Here is a 20600-nt window from a genome sequence, read left to right as displayed (position 1 = left end):
TCAGTTGCTTCCGACTTCGTTTTCCGTCCGCGCGGCGGTGTACAGGATGCTGGTGAAAGGCAGGAGCTGGTTGACGAAGCGGTTCCAACGGGTAACGCCGGCTGCACCGATGAACACGACATCGCCCGGCTGCAGCATGAACTGGCTGCCCACGGCAAAAGCGGTCGGCGAACGTGCCTCCAGCTGGTAGACCATCGACGGTTCGGCGATCAGGTCGTGCGAACCGCGGATCACGTACACGGCGTTGCCGTTGGCAGTGGCCTGGGTCAAGCCGCGTGCCCGGCCCAGGGCCTGGTTGAGCGAGACGTCGCCGGTGCGGAAGCTGTAGGCACCCGGAAGGTTCACTTCGCCAACAACGAAGATTTCCTTGCGGTCCAGGTAAGGCACGAAGATCGAATCGCCGTCCTTCAGGTACAGCTGGCGGCCGCCGTATTGATTGGCCAGTGTTTCCAGGTTGATCGTATAGGTGACCCCTGCGCGGCTAAGACGCACACCGGACAGGTCGGCCTGGGTGGGGTTGAGGCCGCCCTGGCTGATCGCATCGGCAAGTGTCAGCGGTGAGGTGCCCAGTGAGATCGGCGTGGAGCGTTCAGCGGCGCCGGTAACCCAGATGCGCTGGCTGCCGTAGTTGAGCACCGACACGTCAACCTGCGGTGACTCGATGTACTTGGCCAGGCGCTGGGTGATTTCCTCGCGCAATTGCACGGGCGTCCTGTCGCGGGCAACCACCTTGCCGATGTAGGGATAGAAGAACGACCCGTCACTCTGCACCAGGCGCCCGGCAAGATTGCCCTGCTGCTGCGAGCCTGCCGGCACCGTCAGTTCCGGGTGATCCCAGACGGTGACATACAGAACGTCACCAACCCCAACGCGATAATCCTGCGGCTGGTAGTCGAACAGATCGGCCGGCAGTACCTGCTCGGCCTGCGTTGCGCGGTCCATGGCGATCAGCTTCGGCGTGATCGTGACCATTTCCAGGCGGCCGTCGTCGCTGCGCTGCGAGCGCGATACATCGCTCTGCCGCAGGTGCTGCCCGGGGGCCAGCAGGCAGCCGGAGAGAGTGGCGGACGCAAGGAGGGCGACAGCAAGGCAGGAGAGCTTGGTTTTCATGGATCTATCTGGTTCCAGCAGGCAAAAAAAACCCTCGCCAAGCATTGCCCGGCGAGGGCTGGGATTCAAGCGGGCTGCGGATCAGCCGCCAGTGCCACCGGTACCGCCAGTGCCGCCGGTGCCACCCGTACCGCCGGTGCCACCACCGCCGTCGCCGCCACCACCGCCACCGCCGCCGCCAGCATCATTCTCACCGCTGGAGCTGTCGCCGCCGATGCTGTAGAGGACCGCACCGGTTGCGATCGCTGCCACAACGGTGCTGGCGATGGCGACCGTCGAGTAGCCGCCGGCTTCTGCGCCTGCAACTTCGGCGCTGGTGGTGGTCGAGGACTGCTCAACCTGTGCATCCTGAGCCAGGACGGGGGAAGACAGGCCGACGAGGGCCAGTACTGCAAAGATCTTCTTCATAAAACGGGGTCTCCTACTCCGTCTGGGGGGATTTGAACACCCCTATGGTCAGGGCATGCGGGATGCCTGTCAAGGCAATCACGACATGAAAGGCTTATGGCGTCAGCATTTTACGTTGCATTGTGACGGACTTCTCATGCAGCGCGCTTCGCACGTAGGCCTTCTTCGCTCCTGACAGCACGGTGGCCAGACGCACCACGGCCTCGTGCGTAGTCGCCTGGGGAAAGGCAACCGGCATGAACGCGCCTGCGATGAGCGCGGCGGCAAGCCATCTGGGCGATGCGGGGGCGGTCGCGTCAAGCCGTCGCAATGTCCATGCCGAGCCCAACGCGCCGAGCAGCCATCCGCTCGCTACTTCCGACCAGGAATGCGCGTTCAGCGGCAAGCGCGAGTAAGCAATGACCGCTGCGAGCAGCAAGCCGGCCACTGCGACCCAGGGCGCGCTACGCCTTGGCATGCAAACCGCGAGCAGCACCGGCCATATAGAAGCGGAAACGGCTGCGTGGCCGCTGATGCCGGTGAAATCAAGGCGCGCCGAACCGATGCCCCAGCCGAGGAAGGCCAGTTTGGAGGCCAATACCATGGCGCCGATGACGCAGAGCGTGACCGCCCATCGCAGGTGCCAGCGGCTGGCCCGATGCCAGTCCATGACAATCAGGACCAGCGCTGCCGGTACGAGTAAACGGCTGTCGCCCAGGATTGAAAGGAGGTGCCACGTGGACGGCATGCAGGGGAGGCACCGGGTGGGGTGGCACAGAATACGGCGCAGTTGCACCGCCCAGCTGACCATAGCCCTTACGTGGTAGTCCTGCGTGCGCTCAGGCTGTATCCTTCACACCCTCGATCTGGCCCCGTAGCTCAGCTGGATAGAGCGTCCCCCTCCTAAGGAAGAGGGCTTTCGCCATCCTCCTGCAAGTTATTGAATTGTAAAGGCGCGTGGAGTGGGGTTGACGCTCCAATGCATCAAAACACACCTAGAAACATCATGAAACACTGGCGTTCTGCCACAGGATTGCCACAGCCATAGCATGCATTGCTGTGCCGCCGCTCGGCTTCGAAAGCTGGCAATCTAGACCGCTTGTCGAAGAGCCGTGGTGCTATGTCAGAAGCCTCATTGAAGTGGTTGCGGGAGGGCTACCCGGGCCGCTACGGACTAAGCCCCGAAGAAGTCGCTCATGTGCTCCGTGGGCAGTCAACACGCGGGGTGGTGCAGCGAATCAGGGAAGGCATGAAGTCGGGCCGCTACCCGGGTGCCAGGAAGATCGACGGGCACTTGCAACTCCCAATTGAAGCTCTTGCCGAGATCTTGGAACCTTCGCCCAATCCGGCTCCTGTGGTTCCCACCGTTGATCATTCAAAGCCCATTGGTCGGCGGAAGTCAGCGATTGGTCCCCGAATTGCGTTCGTTCGTGCCAGTGACTTCTGGGAACAGGTTCTCCGCTCCATTGGTGAGCCAGAGTTCGCCGATGAGCTTGCCGGTGCCTCAATGCAAGCAATTGCATCCTTAGAGCGAGACTTCGCACTCAGTAAAGCGGAGCGAGAGCGAAAAGAGTTGCAGGGATCGACACTCTCCATCAAATAAACGTTGATCCAATAAAGGTGCGTTGATAGGATCAGATCGGTCTATCACTCTCCAACAAATAGAACACTATGAGCAAAGCACCGGGCACCACTCTTGAAGCTATCGCTTCCGCCAAAGCCAAGCTGGCTGAAGAGCTGAAGAAGCTTGAAGAGCAAGAAGTCAAGTTGATGGAAGAAGAAGCATCGAGCGCTTTCGCAAATGTCTCGGAGCTTCTGAATCGTTTTGGTCACTTCTTCTCTGCCAAGCAGAAGTCTGAAATCGCCAATCACTTCAACGCTACTTCTTCGACTGGTAAAAAGTCGTCTGGTTCCAGGAAGGAAGTTGCGCAGAAATACTGGCTGCCGCATACCCAGGAAACGTGGAGCGGCCGTGGTCGGACTCCGCGCGCCTTCGCCGCTTGGGAAGGCTCCGCTGCTTACAAAGAATGGAAAGCAGCCCATCCGGACGAAAAGTTCCCGAAGTTCCCCGGTTAATTAACGCTCGGAAAGCCGACAGTAATGTCGGCTTTTTTATATGCCAAGAATGACAAACGAGAAAGCTGAGGCAGAAGGCTTCAAGAACGCGTTGGAGTCGCTCTTCGCAGATAAAGAGGAGCGCAAAAGGATAAAGGCGACTCAGGACTATGCATCGGTGCGCAAGAAGCTTCATGAGATGGGCGGTGATGCTTTGTTGACCCTATCCATGACTGCTTTCTTCTTGGGTATCACAAGCAGTGCATTGCGAGAAGCCCGAAAGAAATATGATGATCCTTTCTTCCTGTCCAAAAGCCACACAGCTCGCAAAGATCAGATCTTGCGATGGTGGGCAACGGTCTTAAAGAAAAAGAGCGGGGTAGAAGAGGAAATCGAAGGCAGCGCTGGACTCGATCTTCGTCCCAGCCCAAACCTCTTTATCGTCTTCAAAGACAAGATTACCGGCAGACCGGTTGTTCTTTGCAATAGCCTGATCACCTCTGTCTCAGACGAGCTCTTGTCAGATACCTTACGGACTGGATGTCGTATCGTCGCCCTTACGCCTGAAAGGGCAATTGAGAAGCCCTGGGCGGTGCATGAAGAAAAGGCCGCTTACATTGAGGCCTACCGCAAGCATCTTGAAGCCAAGCATCGGCAGAAGCTCCAATGGCTGGATCGAGAGCAGGCGCAAAGCAAAGCGCTCGCTGATCGGGCAGAGCTTGACGCTTCAACGGTAAGAAGGTGATTGCACCTACCCAAGTTCACTTGGTAGACACCAGGTGTGACGGAATTATAAATACCTAAATTATTGCCAATTCTGGATTTTCTGTTTTGTTGGGTCTACCTCAGCAAATCAGGAGATCCAGTGCGACATAAGCGAGATCAGAAATATCATGCAAGAGAGCGGCATCTATACGCTCTCAAATTTAGAAGTGGGGCAGTCTACATCGGCCAGACGGTTGATATGGAACGCAGGCGCAAGGAGCACGAGTCAATCGCTGGTGGTTGGCCTCGCGCTTTCGAGTTCCAGCACCTATCGACGATTCAGGGCACACAGCTTGAAGCTGAAGATCACGAGAGAGCATGGCGCTATGTTGCTGCCTCCCACGGGCATCAAATCTTTGGCAAGCCACCCGGAATCGTTGTGGATTGCAGGCGTCAGCAGACGCCTAATAGCTTAAAGCTCGCGAAGACCCTTCGTTGGTCCACTGCTAGAAGCCCATTCGGTCAGAGAGTCCGAGAGGCAGTCCGCACTGCCTTGCTTAGATTAGGTCGCTAAAAAGTGTGCTTCGACAATTTGTTGCACGAGCTATAAATAAGCATGTAGTTCAATAATAGAAGGAACACTACATGCAAATCAAACTATCGTTGGGGCAAGAGTATCAAGTAACATTGCAAGACAAGGCTGTCGTTACACTAATTGTTCACGGTGCAAGTCCGGGTGTCGTCCAGTTCACGCTGGATAGCATCTACTGTGAGCATCCGGACATCGAGTTCCTGCACTGGAGCAAAATTGAGGAAGTTAAGGGCATCGCCAGATAACGCCTCGGCCATTAGTGAGCAGACCCAGGCAACCGCCTGGGTCTCCACGGCTCATCGAACTACACTCGCTCGATGACCTGTTGTGTATCGCCATCATATCGATAGTGAACAATTTCACCGTTGATTAAAAGCTGCACCGCCATCTCAATGGCAGGTAACGGTGCAATGAACCACTCCCGCGGAGTGTGCTTCTTGCCCAGGTCATCAACCACCTGCACGTCTAAGCAATACTTGCCAAAAAAGGTATGAAGCAAGCTTTCAAACTTTTGTGGATTGAGGTTGTAGCACTTGTAGGCGGAGATTATCTTGACGCCTGACATCAGATAGGTTGGTTCCCTTTTGGCATTCTTGATCCGCTGAGGCACCGGAACGGTGGAGTAGCCAATTTTGTAGAGGTGATCGATGCCACGAACATCATGCCGGTCGCTAAGCGAGCTGAGGACGTAGATATAACCAGTCTCTACATCATCTTCTTTGATCAGATCCAGCTCTTCTAAGGCCTTGTCGTTGTGATCCAAAATACGACGACCATTTGGGTCTTTGTAAAGTTCCGTTGCGAGAGAGCGAAGCAGCATGTTGCTCTCTGTGCCGTTCTCGAAGATGCAACGCAGGCGCGCGTTAACCTTTTTGTTCTTGATCTCTTTCTCGCCTACTTCCGCCACATAGGCCATCACTCCGTTGAGGACGAAGAAGTGACCTGACTGGATTTGCTGTTCGCCTGTGAAGGAGCGCATTTCCCTGATGCCGGCCTTCAGCTCTTTCTGGCATTCAAGGAAGAGTGATTCAAAGGCGTCGAAGTCCTCACAGGGCCTTCTTGACGCAATGCGATCTGGCATCTGAATGTGCGCGGGCACATTGCGAAGGGTAAAGATGCTCTCTGGGTCGTGATCTAGAAGGCCCATGTCATCGTCATCGAGAACGTCGGTGATGGTCTCCACGGGACGCTTAATGAGCCCCAGGTTGTCGATAGGCCTGAGCGCTTCGGCCTTTGCAGGGCTGTCGTTGATACCGCTTAGACGACTATGGAGCTTGAACTCGTGCATGTCGTGGCTGTTTGGCTCAGGGGTGCGGCCGTTGGCTTTGACGAACTCCTCGATCTCTTTGAAAGCACTCAGGAGGCGTTCGTCCTGAGTCATTGCCTCAGGAACTCGTGACTTAACTTTAAGTAGACCAAGCTCATCGTCTCCGATGAGCTGGATCAGTATCTCACGCTTCATAGGCCTTCTTTGCGCCTCTCGTTACGCAGGAAGATCAAGGCTTGGCCCATGCGAACTTCAAGAGCATCGGTTGAATCGGGGTTTGGTGGTCGCCCGTTGATCCGATTAAACTCTTTGATCTTTGGCCACAACAACACAGCTTCATCATCCGTGATTGCGATGCGTGTTGCTTCGATTGCTTCCTTGATCGTCTTTAACACCCCGACAGTCACCGACTTCGAAAGGATTTCGAACGCGGCTTGGAAGGGGTTGATGCGATCAATCAAGTCGATGTGGAGGTCATCGATGTTGATGAACTTCCCAGCCATTTTGATGAAGCGCTTGTCACCATCTTCCTTGTATTCACCGCTCTTGACGACTGAGTCGACCACCACCTGCTGACGAACTTCCTCGACTTCATCATCTGACAGGTCAGGGTAGGCCATGCGGATGATCTTGGGGATCATGACCTTATTTATGACCTCTGGGTCGATGCCGCCAGGAAGAGCTTTGACGATTTGATCGTCCTGCAAGATCCTGGCTTTGATGTCGTTGAGGTCGGCGTCAATAATGTCTCTGACGCGCTTGGTGGATGGCTCTCTGAAACCACCAATCTTCACTTCACCCGGGCCAGACGTGTCGTCTTCGCTGACCTTTGTTTTAAATTTGAAGACCGGTGCGAGCACTTGCTCCATCAGAAGAGAGCAGGTGATCGCTTTGAGCATGTTGTTGACGGCCAGCTTGACCAAGTCATCCTGGGCATCAGGCTGAGCAATGAGGTTCGTGAACTGGGCGTGCTTCTTGTTGCTGCTATCCCGTGTGCAGCGCCCAATGATCTGAATGATCTCCGTGAGCGATCCCCGATATCCGACCGTCAGGGCATGCTCACAGAAGGACCAATCGAAGCCCTCCTTGGCCATGCCTAGCGCAATGATGAGATCAAGATCTTCGGGCGACTTGATTTCGCGCAGGTAGCCCATGATCCGATCCCGGTCTTTGGAATCATGGACAAGATCAGCGACCTTAATGATCCTACCGTCATGCTTTCGTTTGACATGGATGACGCCAGTGGACGAGTCTTGGAACTCCACCGTGCCAATGGTGTCGATGATCCGATCAACTTCTTGATACTTATCCTGAGTTGACTCGCCGGACCTCGGGGTGGGGATATGGATGATTGTTTTCTTGTCTGTATCTAGAACATCGCCAATCGCCGTCAGATACTTGTTCTGATAGAAGTGATAGCCAATGCCAAGTGATTTCAGATGGGTGTATCCATTCAACTGCTCGTAATAGTTGTAGGTGACCTTAGTGAACTTGGCTTCGTCTTCTGGAAGGAGCACAGGAACGCTGTCACCCCGGAAATACGATCCTGTCATCGCGACAACGTGTGCAGTGGATTTTTGCATCACTGATCGAAGAAGGAAGCCGAGCTTGCTGTCTTCATCGGCTGAGACATGGTGGAACTCATCGATTGCGAGCAAGCAATCGTTGAACATCTCCTCTTGCATGGCCTCGAATGCAAAGCGGAGTGTGGCGTGTGTGCAGACGATGACACGATCTTCGCCTTCCATGAAGCGAATGAAGGCCTGAACCTTGCTTCCATCGCCGCCTGGTGTGCAGAGGTTGTTGTGAGGCTCAACAACCCAGTCTGCAAAAAAACCGTCCTCGGACAATTTTTTGCTTGAGAAGGACGAGCCAATGGACCGCTCTGGAACGGCAATAATTGCCTTGCGGATGTTCTGCTTGTAGAGCTTGTCGAGCGCCAAGAACATTAGCGCCCGACTCTTGCCGGAGGCGGGTGGGGCCTTCAATAGCAAGTATTGGCTATCTCGAGCATTGTATGCCCGAACTTGCATCTCACGCATACCTTGCGAGTTGGTGGTTGTGCTTTCGCCTGTCTGACCGTAACTGACTTCAACAATATTAGGCATCTGACCTTCCTGTCATTAGTGCGTATGTTGCCAATAGATGTTCAAGCCGTTCTTCCTCATTAAGGAAAGGCTTCGATCGATAGGCGGCATCAACTGATTTATCCAGCAATTCATGAGCCCGAACAAGTTCAGGAGGCATGGTTTCTGGGTCATACAGGAACTCAATGCTTTTGTCTGAGTAAAATTCCCTGACAGACAAGAGTTTCAAAGCGCATTCCGTGATTGCTTTGATCTTGGTGGTATCGGAGGTTTCAAAGGGGAAAGTGTTATAGCAAAGTGCAACCGAGTAGCGGTAATCGGTCTTCATTCTTCCGGCAACAGCTCTCACCCAAACCATGTGCATTAGAGATGAGATTAGCCCAAATACGAATGGAGAAGCATCATAAATTGCATTGGCAGAGTTCGTGATTACAACGCCAGGCCCCATGTAGCCTATAGGGATGTATTTTCTTCGCTCAGAAGTTGTCGACGGAACAACAATGGAGTCGCGCTCTTCATAAAGCCGCTGCGCAAATTTATGTGGAATTTTCGCGTATTCATTTGTGGTCTTCGCCTTTGATTCGAATCGGAAGGCTCTTACCGCTGCAATTCGATCTCTGATTGGCTTTATGGATTCGGCTAAGATGCGATTTTCATCTTCGATCCACAAGCACCAACGATTTGTCCCTTTGATGAATTCAGTGGTTCCAGTAAGCTTTTTGAATAGCGGAAGAGAATTGGGGTGGGCGTCAGTGATGGACCTCATCTCTTCATCGCTCATGATGAGGTTCCCGCCATCTCTAGCCATGCTTCCTATCATCATTGCCGGAAGATTGGAAATCCTCTCTTTTGTTTTCGCAACAGTTATGTTCTTGCCATCGGTGAGATAGCCGTTGATATTCTGGACTCGCGTGATGAGCCCATTTGTGTGGATATATTTCGGTTCTTTGCTGAAATTTCTTATGCCCGCTATGACGCAAACAACGCCGGCGTTTCTCTTTGCGCTATTGCCCCACTTGAAACTCTGCTGGGCAAAGAATATTTCCAGCCCCTTTCGCCATATCCTAGGCCACAGATATGAAACCTGCTCACCCTGAGAAATGGAGTTGGTCGTTACAAAGGCGAATCGAGCATTTCGGCCTTCGATATATTCGGCAGCTTTAAGCATCCAGCCAGTTACGTAGTCCGAATCCTTGTAGTCATCGCTGCCGTTGAACACTAGGGCTAGGTCGGCCTTGTGGCTTTCATCTTGGTTTCGAGCGCCCAAGTAGGGTGGGTTGCCAACGATGTATACCTCAGAATCAGCGGGGTCGCACACTTCCTTCCACTCTGTTCTCAGGGCGTTTTCGCAGATAAATTTTCCGCTTGGTTTAAGCGGAAGCGTCGGCATAAACTTCCCAAACCTCTTCACGTAGACCAAGTTCATTTGATGTTCTGCTAGCCACATAGCCAGCGTAGCGATTTCGTGCGCAAAATCGTCGAGCTCTATTCCATAGAACTGGGAAAGTTTGATGCCTGATAGCCCCAAATCACTTTGCTTGCTATGAACTGCAATTTGGTTAAAAATTTCCATTTCTAACTTTCTTATTTCTTTGTAAGCGATAATCAGGAAGTTGCCTGAACCGCATGCCGGGTCGAATATTTTAATATTTCTAATTCGAGCGAGCAGCTCATGAAGCTTCTTGGGGTTTTGTTTATTCGCTTCGAAGTTGGCGTAGAGGTCGTTAAGAAAGAGGGGCTCGATCACCTTCATAATGTTGTCAAAAGATGTGTAGTGCATGCCCATGTTGCTGCGATGCTCCACATCCACGACAGCCTGGATCATTGAGCCGAAAATGTCTGGATTGATTTCCGACCAGTCGAGCTCTGCCCCGCATTCGATTAGAATTGCGCGTGACTTAGCTCGGAAGGCGGGGGATGGATGTTTGTCGGCGAATAGTCCGCCATTGACATAGGGGAACTCAAGTAAGAAATCAGGAACTGACTTCCTGTCCTCCGTGTTCAATGCTTCAAACAGCTTGTCCAAATACTCTTGAACATCGCTTCCATCTTTCGATGTTTGCGACTGGATTTTATTGGTGAAAAGCTTGTCTTTGAATATTCCGGTATCTTCTGCAAAATAGCAGAACAGGAGGCGGGAGAGAAAAACATTTAGGCTATGATTTGACTTGGCATCAGGCGTGGGGTTGTCCGACTTTATAAGGTCGAACAGCTTCGCCATCTTTTCGGCTGCTTTTACATCGGCCGGGTTGTCAGGTGTAACGGTGGCCTTCTCCATATTTGCCCAGGGCAGGAAGAAGTCAAAATGCTTAGGAAGTTCAACAAAGAAAATATCTAGCTCTTCACCAGTCTTTGTATCACGAGCGTAGAGGCGCGCAAAATTGGTAACGATGACAAATCGCGGTGCATGCTTTTCTGTGGCCTGAGAAGAAATGAGCACCTTTGCGTAGCTCTCGACATCATCAAGCGGCGTGGTCGCATAGAGGACCTTCTTCTTCCATAGCACGGCACCGTCGATGGTGGAGAGGTTGTAGCTCCCCTTGTCCTTACTCTCGAGCCGAGTGATCGAGGCTTTTGGCTGTCCATATGCGGCCAGTAGTTCGTATAGGAATCGATCCTGATTCGGCGCAAGCACCAGCTGCCGGACAGACTCTCCAATCTCTGCAATTTTCATACTTCCCCCTGTCCGCCAGGTCCTCTGGCGGCCAAAATAGTTGTGTGGCGTGTCTGCTATGTCGCCAATTATGCCGCTTGGGGTGGTCCTGTGGCAGGCTCATCAGGCCGTCCTACCAGGACTGTCAGGGAGCATCAGGCTCTGGAGCCAGGCTCACTGTCCAATGTCCACCCTCCTCAAGGTGCGGAGTGAGCAGATCGTAGGTCTTTAACATGTCTACAAGCCCGGAATGCCCGTAGGCACTGGGCGAAAAGGCTGAGTCGGCACGCTTCAAATACTGGCTCAAGGCACTCACGCTGACCCTCCCGTCAGGCGTGCCTGCGGCCAGGAGGGAGACAGCTTCCACGACGAATCGTGGCCTACGCTTGATCTTGGCAGACGGGGTGGGCGCAGCGACAGATTTGGGTTGTGTAGGGGCCCGAGGTTTGGCTTCCGGAGTCTCTGCGTCAGGTGCTTGTGCAGCAGCTTGTTCGGGGCTCCATTCGAAGAACCGGTCGCACGCATTGCGCAGTGCATCTGGGGTCTTTGCTTCGCCCACAATGAAAACCGTAGCGCCGCGTTCTCTCAGTCTGCGGCTGAGATATGCAAAGTCCGAGTCGCTCGTTACCAAGCAAAAGACCTCTGCACGCCTGTCGAACAGTGCTTCTTGAGCATCAAGAGCAAGCGCAATGTCAGCTGTATTCTTCTTTGAAGCGTATTGGTATTGAAGGCATGGGGTGAACGCCTGACGGACCAACGCTTGTTCCCAGGAATTGCTGAGCGTAGCTTTGTTGCCATACCCACGGCGAAGGATCACACGACCCGCCTGAGCTGCCATCAAAAGCGCGAAATCGATGATCGCTGGGGCCACGTTGTCGCAGTCGATCATGACCGCGACGGTTGCATCTTGCTGTTGCTGTGCCATGCCTGCTCTTCCTTGTCTGGGTCCAGGCATCCTGCCGATGCCGGACCAGCACTATCTCACGCGGATGAGCTGGTTCCAATCGATCCTCTGGCGTCCAATACGGCCCTCTGTAATAGGTGTATAACTCCCCAGCGGCTATGGCGTCTGGCGTTTGTTTGAAGTGGAGTTCTGAAGGCCGAACATTTGAGTAGGATAGCCTGACCGGCCCCCTCATTCGCCGTTCTATAGAGTGCTAATTGGCCCTAAACCTGGAGCATGGATCTGCATGACAAACCATAATGGACACGCCCCCGGTGCAGCCGGGCCAAGAATAATCATCACCGAGGCATACTGGAAGAGCAAAAATTCTGAATCCATCGATTGGCCGGCTGTGCGTAATGCCATGGTCCAAGCGAAGAAGTATGGGTGTGCGACCGCTACTGACGTGGGCGCCGCAAAGAACGGTGACGTGTCCACAAAACGGCTGGGCGAAATTGCGGCATGCTTAGACGGCGCATTTAGCGGTGCGGTCGGGCGACATCCAGACGAACAGGGTCGCGGGACAAGGGTGATGTAGAACTCACCAGTTGATGCTGGTCGAGATGGTGACTGGTAAGCCGTAACTTGCCATTAGGGGGAAGTGTGAGTTCATTGGACGAAGAATATTTCAATTTTTTAGAGCATCTCGGTGCGTCGAATGCTGACCTCGAGGTGCGCCGTGTAGCGCATGTCATCCACGTGCACCTCCAACGCATCGCTGACGCCCCAAGTGCCGGTGGCCGTAGGTCACAAAACGTTGCAGAATTGCTCCGGGGAAGCCTGCATCGAGTTGAACAGCTGCCTGAGCTCGGAGCTCGCGCTGATCAGGATGCCCTCACTTGGTCTGACTTGAAGTCACTCAAAATTGGGCCGTTTCGTGGATTCAGAAGAGAGGAGATCTTCGACCTAAGCAAGCGAGTGACCCTCTTCTACGGTCCTAACGGAAGTGGCAAAACAAGTCTTTGTGAGGCTATCGAGTATGCGCTGACTGGTGACGTCGAAGAAGCTTCACTCAAGCGAGCAGGAGCTTTGGGGAGCTATTTCGCCAACATCCATGAAGGTCGATACTTGGCACCTGTGCTCTTCTCTCAAGGTGACGATGAGGGCGTTCCGGTTGCACCTGTTCCGGGTCTGCTGCGCTTTGCAATCATCGAGAAGAACCGGATCGAGAGCTTCGCCAGGATCGCTGCACGCACGCCAGCCCAGGCTGGGGAGCTCATTGCATCGCTCTTTGGGCTTGAGGAATTTAGCGATTTCGTCAAGCAATTTCCCTCTGAAATCGATATCGGATTGTTGCTTGAAACGCCGAAGAAACTGCTCCTTGAAGGCAAGGCATCTGCCCTTGCCGCTGCTCAAGCGCGTCTCCGAGACGCAGATGTAACGTCAAAAGCGTTCGTTGACGAGCTAAGCGCACTCGCTGCGGAGCTTGAATGCAACATTGACCACGTCCGTGAACTCATCGACCCAGATGATCGCCAGAGCCGACTCCAAGGGCTCATCACCGCAGCAGATGAGATCATTCCCGCTCAGTCTGGTCTCAAAGAAAGTGGTGTTCGACCGTCCTTTCTTGCACTAAGGAGGAACCAGCGACAGCTGCATAACGTAAGAAGGCAACTAGCCGACTTGGCTGGGCAAGTCTCGTTCAAGAAGCTCTTTCAATCCATCCAGGAGCTCCGAGCTGAGGCTGGTGAAGCGTGTCCAGCCTGCTTGACGCCCCTGGCTCATGCAGTCGCCAATCCGTTTGAACGTGCAGACCATGAGCTGCGGAATCTTCAAGAATTGGCAGTGCTAGAAGATCAGGCAAGCACGCTCACAGAAGGCTGCAACGAGCTATTGCGCCAGATCCGAGCGTATCTTGCCCCAGTTAAAGATCAAGCAGGATACGAAGCTGTAGCAAACAACGCCGTAGTCCGTTGGGCCGTAAGTGGTCAAGGCGCTGACTGGAACATAGACGGATTGAGGGCGCACCATGTGCGTGACGTCTCTAAGGCGCTTGCTGCTTTGGAAGCTGCTGATTTGGAACTGAGCACGCGTGCTGAGTCTCGCCAACAGGTGATCTCGGAGAGGGACAAGCTGAGTGACATCGCTCAACGTCTTGCGGTCATTGATGCCAAGATAGTTCAGCACGAAGCTGGCTTGGTGGCTGATAAAGCGCTGGTCGAAGGCTTCGATCTGGCGAACTCAGATCTCATTGAGAGCGCGCGTCACGAGGCTGAGTCTTACGCGTTCGAAACGCGTATCCGGACGGGCTATGCGGCATTCAGAGCTGCCATCAGAGCCTATCTTGATGGTCTGCCCAGGAAGTTCTTGGCGGACCTCAATGATCTAACGCTAGACCTCTACAACGCGTTCAATGAGGATGATCACGAAAGGGACAAGCTCACCTCACTATCTCTCCCCCTCAAAGGTGGAGAGAAAATTATGGTTGCGTTCGGTGCAGATCCAGCCCGGATGCATGATGCGCTTCATGTGCTCAGCGAGGGGCATCTCAGGTGCCTTGGTCTAGCCATTCTTCTTGCTAAGAACATCAAGCTGGAACTACCGCTGCTCGTCTTTGACGATGCTGTCAACGCGATTGATTCCGACCATCGAGCCGGCATACGAAAGACCCTGTTTGGCGACGAGCGGCTCAACATCAAGCAGATCATCATCACCTGTCACGGCAATGAGTTCATCAAGGATATCCAGAATCAGCTTGGCAACGATGTCTCTACTTTGTATGTGCTGAGTCATCATGATGGCGACCATCAACCGCGTGTCCAAGGGGGCACGAGTAGGAACTACCTCCTGCGTGCACGGCAGTTCCTCGACGAAGGTGATCAAAGACAGTGCCTAGCCTTCTGTCGCCAAGCCCTCGAGAACGTGACCGCCAAGACTTGGAAGAAGATCAGCGGTAAATCCAGGGAACTCGCCCAATTGAAGCTTCCCATCGCGCCGCCAATTTTCAAGCCAGAGCTCGGTGCGCTTACCCAAGCTCTAAACAAGGCTTTGACTGAGGGAATACAGCGAGGACAGCTGACGGGGCAGGCGATGACAGATCTAAGTGCGGGATTTCAAGAAATCCTGAACGTCCCGAATAGCCAGTCTGTCTGGTCTCGTTTCAACAAGGGCACTCATGACGAAGAGGATCGTGAGGAATTTGAAATTCAAACAGTTCACCAAATCTACGCTGCGCTCGACAAGATCGCTAGGGCGTTACAGGAGTAGCCGATAATCTTATCAGCCCAAGAAGGGGCTACCACATTAGGGTGCGGGGCTGCGTTCTAGCTCTACGCTTTTCAATGATCAGCATGCACAGAGTGCAACGCGCCAACTAGTTGAGCATAAATAATGGAAGCGACAACAAGAAATCTTAGGAAGCTCCTGGAACCTTCGGTCCAGTATCAAGTCCCGCTCTTCCAGCGCCCCTATGTGTGGAAGCAGGATGAGAACTGGATGCCTCTTTGGGAGGACATCGAAGCGCTGTTGGACAAGCATCTCTACCAGGGCAGTGCCCACCCGCACTTCCTCGGGGCAGCAGTGTTTGAGCTGGCAACCAGCCAGTCCGGCGCTGTGCAGACCCGCTTGGTGATTGACGGCCAGCAGCGTTTCACCACGTTGCAGCTCTTCTTGATGGCTGCACGCAACCTCTCCCGGAAGGTGGGGAGTGAGAAGCAGACTCATAGACTTGGCGCATTGGTTGAGAACGGTGCTCTCGATATCGACGAAGAGGTAGAGAAATACAAGCTTCTCCCCACAAATGCGGATCGAGCTGCGTTCATGGCTATCCATGCCTGCTCGTCTGACGATGAGGTCAGAGCTCTGGTCAAGGCTGACAAGACCCTGACTGAGAACCGACTGGTGGAGGCTTATCTCTTCTTCGCTACGAACATTGCTGCTTGGGTGAATGGCGATGATGTGGATGTGGATCGTGCCGATGAATTTTCGACGACTAAGCCGGAAGACCGTATCGAGTGCATCTGGAAGGTCGTAACCGAAGGGTTGCTCCTAGTAGTCATCGACCTCACTGCTGGGGACGAGAGTCAGCTGATCTTTGAGACGCTCAACCACCGGGGGGAACCGCTCCTTCCTGCCGACCTGATCAAGAACCTCCTGTTCCGTAAGGCGATCCAGCAGCCAGGGGCTAAGGAGGGAGACGTTGAAAAGCTCCACGAGAAGCACTGGCGTCGGATCGATTCCGATTACTGGCGTGAGGAGGTGACACAGGGCCGGTTGAAGCGGCCACGAATCGATCTCTTCATCAACCACTATCTGAGCATGATGCTCAGAGAAGAGGTGCGAGCAACGCACCTGTTCAACGAATACAAGCGCTTCTTTGAGAACTCGGCCGATGTGTCGGTGGTCGGTATTGATACGCCAAAGACTCCGTCAGAGCACATCATCCAGCTGGCGAAGTTTGGCGACATCTTCCAGGAGTTCTACAGCCCAGATCATCATCCAGAGCTTGCACTGTTCCTGCGTCGCTTGAGTGCCATCAACACCGCAACTGTCTACCCCTTCCTGCTCTATAGCTATGCGCGGTTGATGCCGGACAACCGAGCTGAGTTCAACAAGATCCTGGTAGTCCTCGAATCGTTCCTGATGCGTCGATGGATCGTCAACCTCACACCGAAGAACTACAACCGATTCTTTGTTGACCTCATCAAGGCAGTAGAACGGTCGGGCGAACTCACGGCAAGGTCTGTGAGCGAGCAGCTGATCCGTGGTGTCGGCGACAGTAGCAAGTTCCCCACAGACGATGAGCTACGTGTGGCGGTGTTTGAGAAGCCGCTCTATACCAGTCGCACTGTCACGAAGTCTAGGACGGTCCTGGAAGCGCTGGACGACCGTTTCCGGTCGGGCAAAAGCGAAGCGCTCACCATGCCTACAAATCTCACGGTTGAGCATGTCATGCCTCAGTCGTGGGACAAGCACTGGCCGCTTCCTTCTTCATTGACTGATGATGTCGAGAGGATCAAGTTCGCTGCGCGGCGCAACATGCTCATTCACACCCTGGGCAACCTGACCCTCATCACGGGCGAGTTCAACAGTGGTCTCCAGCACAAGGCCTGGGGCGAGAAGAAGCCGGAGCTGCTGACGTATTCGAAGCTCAACCTCACCCAGTATTTCCACAAGATGGAGTCCTGGGGCGAAGACGAAGTCCGTGCTCGCGGTGAAGTGCTCTTCGCTGAGATGGTGAAGATGTGGCCTGTGCCGGAGGGCACCCCATGACGGCTGCAAATCGTGTCTGCGCCAAGCATATCGGTGAAACATATCTAGCGGGCCTCATTGCCAAAAGCGTGGCGTCAGTCTTGCCGTGCAGCTACTGTGGTTCGGTTGCACCGACACTGACTCTTGAAGAGATTGCAGCTCGGTGTGGCACTGTCCTTGAGAACTTCTACGAGCCAACTGGCCTGGCTGAGAAGGTTGTGGAATACGGTGCCGATCCGGACGGAGATCCGCTAAACGTCTGTTTGGAAGAACTGCTCCAATCCACTGATCCTGTTGTCAACGACCTATCGGAGCTGATCCTGGACGGTTATGAGTGTGATCCTGGTGAGAACGCCGATCCATTCTTTATTCGGCGACATGAGCTCGGCGACAGGATTAGTGTGCAGTGGCGACGGATGTCGGAAAGCCTTAAGAATGAAGCTCGGATGTTCAACCCTGATGCCGTGGAGACCTTGGAGATGGTTTTCGGAACGGTAGGTGATGACCACACCTACTATGGACAAGGTGTGATCCAGCTTGCAGGTCCAGGGATGCCACTTCACAGGTTGCACCGTGCGAGAGTCCTGCAAAGCGACGAGTCACTCGAACATGCCCTAGAGCATCCCGCACGGGAGTTGGGCCCGCCCCCAAAAGGGAAGGGCAGAGCGGGGCGGATGAACGTGGCCGGCGTATCGGTGTTCTACGGTGCAACCACCGCTAGCATTGCATTGGCAGAGGTGCGCCCGCCGGTAGGAAGCAAAGTGCTAAGCGGTGAGTTCGAGATCACCCGCGAGCTGCGTCTGCTTGATCTTGATGAGCTGAGTATGGTGGACACTGGCACTGACATGAGCTTATTTGACCCCAGCGCACTTGAGCAGATTGCACGTTGCCACTTCCTTTCTGATTTGACGAATCGGGTGACCATGCCTGTCATGCCGGAGGATGAGGGTATGGGCTACATCGTCACTCAGGCCATTGCTGACTACCTTGCTACGAACAAAGATCTCAACCTCGACGGCATCTACTTTAAGTCCGCCCAAGTTCCTGCCCACGGTCACCAGAGTCAAGGCAGGAACGTGGTGCTGTTTCACAAGTCCTCACGAGTTGCAAGAGCAGAGTCAATCTATCGAGAAGGAATGACCGCGTATTTGATGGAAGAAGACGAGGATGGGAGCAGGATTGAGCCCTGTATTCAGTGGAATGGGAAGGAGCCTGCTAGAGCAGTGGATTGGCGCGAGCATGATGCGCGTGAAGTCACTCTTGAGGTTGACCTGGCGTCGTTGGTGGTGCGCGAGGTTCAGGCAGTCAACTTCGGCGTGCTAGATCACGACGTCGCCTACGTAAAAACAGCATAGTGGTAGAGCATTCACCCGCTTATCTTCTCGCGCTTACGCAGTGCCCGGTCTGATACTTGTGTTTCATCATCAGGTGCTGTGCATCGTGATCACCGCGCTCTATAGCCGCTTGCATGGGTGTGTTGCCATAGTTATCGACAATGTCTTGCTTCGCACCAAAGCGGAGTAGGGCATCGATCACGCCAAGGTCGTCAGCGAGATGCAAGGCTGTCTGTCCAAGCGTGTTGGTGGCATTGACGTCGACATGTGAGCGGATAAGGCCCCGGGCTTCGTTCCAGCGCCCGTTCTCGACAGCGTCCAGGAGGGCGGTGCCGGGGAGCGTGTCATCCGCCTCAGAGGCGTAGACAAGCTGTTCTTTGTCACCCCGAATGCGGGCAAGGAGTAGTGCGTGGTCGATGAGGTGATCGAACCGCGATCCGGCTCGGCTCGCTTCATAGATTGCCTGGGATTCAGGGCTGAGGTTGCCAAAGTCGAAGAGCTCGGGGCGGGGTTCCTTCCCGGGCTGTGTGTAGCATTGCCGACTCTCTTCTCGGTCCGAGTTATGGATTTGTGGCAGTCGTTCGGTCATAGCGCTACCGCGAGTTCTTTGGCTCTGCGCCGCGCCTTCATATCTTTGATCTGATCGTCGAGCAACTCAGGTGCAAGGGGATCGACAGGTTTCGGCCTTGCTTTACGCACCGGCCGTTCTTGACGGGGCTCTTGGCCCGTTAGCTCTTGGTCCTGCACATGGCTCTGTTGGAGTTCCTCGTAGCGCTCGATCTTCAAGAAAATGCACATCTTATCTGCATCCCCAGAAGCACGAACAATTTCCCTAGGGTCATTGTTCAAGACTTTGATCCATGGTTTGATGTAAGCCGTGCTTTGCCCTGGATCGTGGCCGATACCCAAGCGTTCGGCGCACATGAAAGAGAAGATCTCAGCTCGCAGCTCTTCGATAGCGTAGCTCTCACTACCAAACTTGCCCGATAGATCACGCCCCAACCGATCTTTGTGGCCGGTGCTGTGTCCGAGCTCATGAAGGGCTGTTGCATAGAAGCCGTCTGGGCTGCTAAACGCTGCTTTCGAGGGCATGAAAATCTGATCGATGTCCGGACGGTAGTAAGCCCGATCACCGCCATTGAAGTTGAACGGCACGCCCGAGTCAGTCATCAGCTGCTCGCACTTCTCATGTCGCCATTGCTCCGGAACTTGGAGCTGAGCTTTCGGCTCAGGCAAGCCATCGCATTGATCGCGGTTAAAGACTGTGAAGTAGAAGACTTGCATGATCTTCTTTGCTGTTGGATCCTCTTCGAGCTGCTCGGCAGTCGGCTCCGACGTCTTCCAGAATTGGATCAAAGTGCCTTTCTGTCCCTTGCGGACCTTGCCACCAGCTTCCCCAATCTGCTTGAACGTCAGCCACTCCGCAGACTGATAGCCCCGTTCTTGCTGCGTCAGGAGCAAGTTCATGAAATTGCTGCCCCGGTAGCTACGATTGGTGACGCCGTTGTGGGGCCCTGCCGGGACTTCGCCGGGCTTCCAAGGCTTTGTCCATGGCGCTGTGTGGTTCTCCAGGCTGCGGATCACGAGATCAGCAAATTGGCGCGCGTAGTCGTCTGTCTTGCTCATGCGCCAATCCAAATGCTGCGGTGTTGCATGAGAGCCAGATCGACAAGATCGATGATCTCGAAGTCGTTGAAATGGCCTTCGGCCTCAGTCTGATCAGTTGCTACGCTGAACAGCAGGCCGTCCCCGTGCCGTTCTGCGACGAATCGCTTGAAGGGCAGGTAGATATCCTCTGGCGTTAGCGCCGTTTCTTCGAAATACAGATCTTCATCAGTCATAAGTGCCTCCTCTTGACCAAGCTAAGGCAACTGACTCGTTTGGCAAGGGCTTCTAGCGCAATTAATTTGGTCCAATTCGCAAATAGCCAGCGACAAAGATTGGTCGCTGAACACATTGCAAGCGCTAGCGCTCCTCCACCTTGTTCCGGCTTTCAGTGCAATGCGTTCTTGCCGCTTCCCTTGCTCTTATCGCGAGCAATTGGCTCAATTGGAGCAAGATGATGAGCACGAAATTCTTCAAAGAAGCAAACGAGCACTTCACCAACATGTTTGGCATCAGCATCGACGAAGCGGGCTTCTCAGAAGCCGAGTTCAAACAGCGCTATGGCGATCTTTCAGCTCTCGAAGCAGCTCACCAAATTGGTCGCGACTACGACCTGGATCGAGTCGATCACGGCTGGAGCTGAGCAATAAAAAAGCCCCGAATTTCCGGGGC

Annotated in this window: 18 protein-coding genes; 8 read left to right on the top strand and 10 right to left on the bottom strand. The window is 54.1% G+C overall.

Going from position 1 to position 20600, the window contains the following annotated elements; all coding sequences use genetic code 11:
* The 3 genes from ACI2JH_RS02035 to ACI2JH_RS02025 all read right to left on the bottom strand — a co-directional run bounded on the left by ACI2JH_RS02035 (window position 1) and on the right by ACI2JH_RS02025 (window position 2245).
* The gene (locus ACI2JH_RS02035; RefSeq protein WP_101099069.1) at window positions 1-1110 is read right to left on the bottom strand and encodes a polysaccharide biosynthesis/export family protein; all 1110 of its coding nucleotides are present in this window, start codon (window positions 1108-1110) and stop codon (window positions 1-3) included.
* 81 nt (window positions 1111-1191) lie between these two features.
* Entirely contained in the window at window positions 1192-1518 is a 327-nt protein-coding gene (locus tag ACI2JH_RS02030) for a hypothetical protein (RefSeq protein WP_192083724.1), read from the bottom strand.
* A gap of 94 nt (window positions 1519-1612) precedes the next feature.
* On the bottom strand, window positions 1613-2245 hold the full coding sequence (locus ACI2JH_RS02025) for a phosphatase PAP2 family protein (RefSeq protein ID WP_404735276.1): 633 nt from the start codon (window positions 2243-2245) through the stop codon (window positions 1613-1615).
* A 501-nt stretch (window positions 2246-2746) separates the two neighbouring features.
* Here ACI2JH_RS02025 and ACI2JH_RS02020 point away from each other — a divergent pair.
* The 4 genes from ACI2JH_RS02020 (at window position 2747) to ACI2JH_RS02005 (ending at window position 5094) form a co-directional block, all read left to right on the top strand.
* A complete protein-coding gene (locus tag ACI2JH_RS02020; protein ID WP_204304842.1) occupies window positions 2747-3100 on the top strand; it encodes a hypothetical protein in 354 nt (117 codons plus the stop codon).
* 68 nt (window positions 3101-3168) lie between these two features.
* Window positions 3169-3573, top strand: a complete 405-nt coding sequence (locus ACI2JH_RS02015; protein ID WP_180846062.1) for an H-NS family nucleoid-associated regulatory protein — start codon at window positions 3169-3171, stop codon at window positions 3571-3573.
* A 49-nt stretch (window positions 3574-3622) separates the two neighbouring features.
* The gene (locus ACI2JH_RS02010; RefSeq protein WP_404735275.1) at window positions 3623-4297 is read left to right on the top strand and encodes a hypothetical protein; all 675 of its coding nucleotides are present in this window, start codon (window positions 3623-3625) and stop codon (window positions 4295-4297) included.
* A gap of 605 nt (window positions 4298-4902) precedes the next feature.
* Window positions 4903-5094 carry a hypothetical protein gene (locus ACI2JH_RS02005; RefSeq protein ID WP_404735274.1) on the top strand — a complete coding sequence of 64 codons (192 nt, stop codon included), beginning with the start codon at window positions 4903-4905 and terminating at the stop codon, window positions 5092-5094.
* Window positions 5095-5153: 59 nt separating this feature from the next.
* Here ACI2JH_RS02005 and ACI2JH_RS02000 read toward each other — a convergent pair whose 3' ends face one another.
* The 4 genes from ACI2JH_RS02000 to ACI2JH_RS01985 all read right to left on the bottom strand — a co-directional run bounded on the left by ACI2JH_RS02000 (window position 5154) and on the right by ACI2JH_RS01985 (window position 11781).
* Window positions 5154-6311 carry a GIY-YIG nuclease family protein gene (locus ACI2JH_RS02000; RefSeq protein WP_404735273.1) on the bottom strand — a complete coding sequence of 386 codons (1158 nt, stop codon included), beginning with the start codon at window positions 6309-6311 and terminating at the stop codon, window positions 5154-5156.
* Complete coding sequence (locus ACI2JH_RS01995) at window positions 6308-8224, bottom strand: DEAD/DEAH box helicase (protein ID WP_404735272.1); 1917 nt, start codon at window positions 8222-8224, stop codon at window positions 6308-6310. The genes ACI2JH_RS02000 and ACI2JH_RS01995 overlap by 4 nt, the downstream gene beginning before the upstream one ends.
* Window positions 8217-10877 carry a class I SAM-dependent DNA methyltransferase gene (locus ACI2JH_RS01990; RefSeq protein WP_404735271.1) on the bottom strand — a complete coding sequence of 887 codons (2661 nt, stop codon included), beginning with the start codon at window positions 10875-10877 and terminating at the stop codon, window positions 8217-8219. Before ACI2JH_RS01990 ends, ACI2JH_RS01995 begins: the two co-directional genes overlap by 8 nt.
* A gap of 124 nt (window positions 10878-11001) precedes the next feature.
* Window positions 11002-11781: an NYN domain-containing protein gene (locus ACI2JH_RS01985; RefSeq protein ID WP_404735270.1), complete on the bottom strand. Its 780-nt coding sequence runs from the start codon at window positions 11779-11781 to the stop codon at window positions 11002-11004.
* 630 nt (window positions 11782-12411) lie between these two features.
* Between ACI2JH_RS01985 and ACI2JH_RS01980 the strand changes: the two genes are divergently transcribed.
* The 3 genes from ACI2JH_RS01980 (at window position 12412) to ACI2JH_RS01970 (ending at window position 18344) form a co-directional block, all read left to right on the top strand.
* Window positions 12412-15006, top strand: a complete 2595-nt coding sequence (locus ACI2JH_RS01980) for an AAA family ATPase (RefSeq protein ID WP_404735269.1) — start codon at window positions 12412-12414, stop codon at window positions 15004-15006.
* 123 nt (window positions 15007-15129) lie between these two features.
* The gene (locus ACI2JH_RS01975) at window positions 15130-17010 is read left to right on the top strand and encodes a DUF262 domain-containing protein (RefSeq protein ID WP_404735268.1); all 1881 of its coding nucleotides are present in this window, start codon (window positions 15130-15132) and stop codon (window positions 17008-17010) included.
* On the top strand, window positions 17007-18344 hold the full coding sequence (locus ACI2JH_RS01970; protein ID WP_404735267.1) for an RES domain-containing protein: 1338 nt from the start codon (window positions 17007-17009) through the stop codon (window positions 18342-18344). The genes ACI2JH_RS01975 and ACI2JH_RS01970 overlap by 4 nt, the downstream gene beginning before the upstream one ends.
* A 19-nt stretch (window positions 18345-18363) precedes the next feature.
* On the opposite strand, the gene ACI2JH_RS01965 is transcribed toward ACI2JH_RS01970, so the two are convergent.
* The 3 genes from ACI2JH_RS01965 to ACI2JH_RS01955 are packed head-to-tail and all read right to left on the bottom strand — an operon-like array spanning window position 18364 to window position 20164.
* Window positions 18364-18912, bottom strand: a complete 549-nt coding sequence (locus ACI2JH_RS01965) for an ankyrin repeat domain-containing protein (protein WP_404735266.1) — start codon at window positions 18910-18912, stop codon at window positions 18364-18366.
* Window positions 18909-19949: an ArdC family protein gene (locus tag ACI2JH_RS01960; RefSeq protein WP_284129461.1), complete on the bottom strand. Its 1041-nt coding sequence runs from the start codon at window positions 19947-19949 to the stop codon at window positions 18909-18911. The genes ACI2JH_RS01965 and ACI2JH_RS01960 overlap by 4 nt, the downstream gene beginning before the upstream one ends.
* Window positions 19946-20164 carry a hypothetical protein gene (locus ACI2JH_RS01955; protein ID WP_284129459.1) on the bottom strand — a complete coding sequence of 73 codons (219 nt, stop codon included), beginning with the start codon at window positions 20162-20164 and terminating at the stop codon, window positions 19946-19948. Before ACI2JH_RS01955 ends, ACI2JH_RS01960 begins: the two co-directional genes overlap by 4 nt.
* A gap of 221 nt (window positions 20165-20385) precedes the next feature.
* Here ACI2JH_RS01955 and ACI2JH_RS01950 point away from each other — a divergent pair, with 221 nt between their 5' ends.
* On the top strand, window positions 20386-20571 hold the full coding sequence (locus ACI2JH_RS01950; RefSeq protein WP_180846042.1) for a hypothetical protein: 186 nt from the start codon (window positions 20386-20388) through the stop codon (window positions 20569-20571).
* The last annotated feature ends 29 nt before the right edge of the window (window positions 20572-20600 follow it).

This window comes from Stenotrophomonas sp. NPDC078853, assembly GCF_044901215.1.
In the GTDB taxonomy this organism is placed as follows: Bacteria; Pseudomonadota; Gammaproteobacteria; order Xanthomonadales; family Xanthomonadaceae; genus Stenotrophomonas; species Stenotrophomonas lacuserhaii.
Note: the sequence above shows the minus strand (reverse complement) of the source record. Positions and strands in the feature narration are given on the sequence as shown.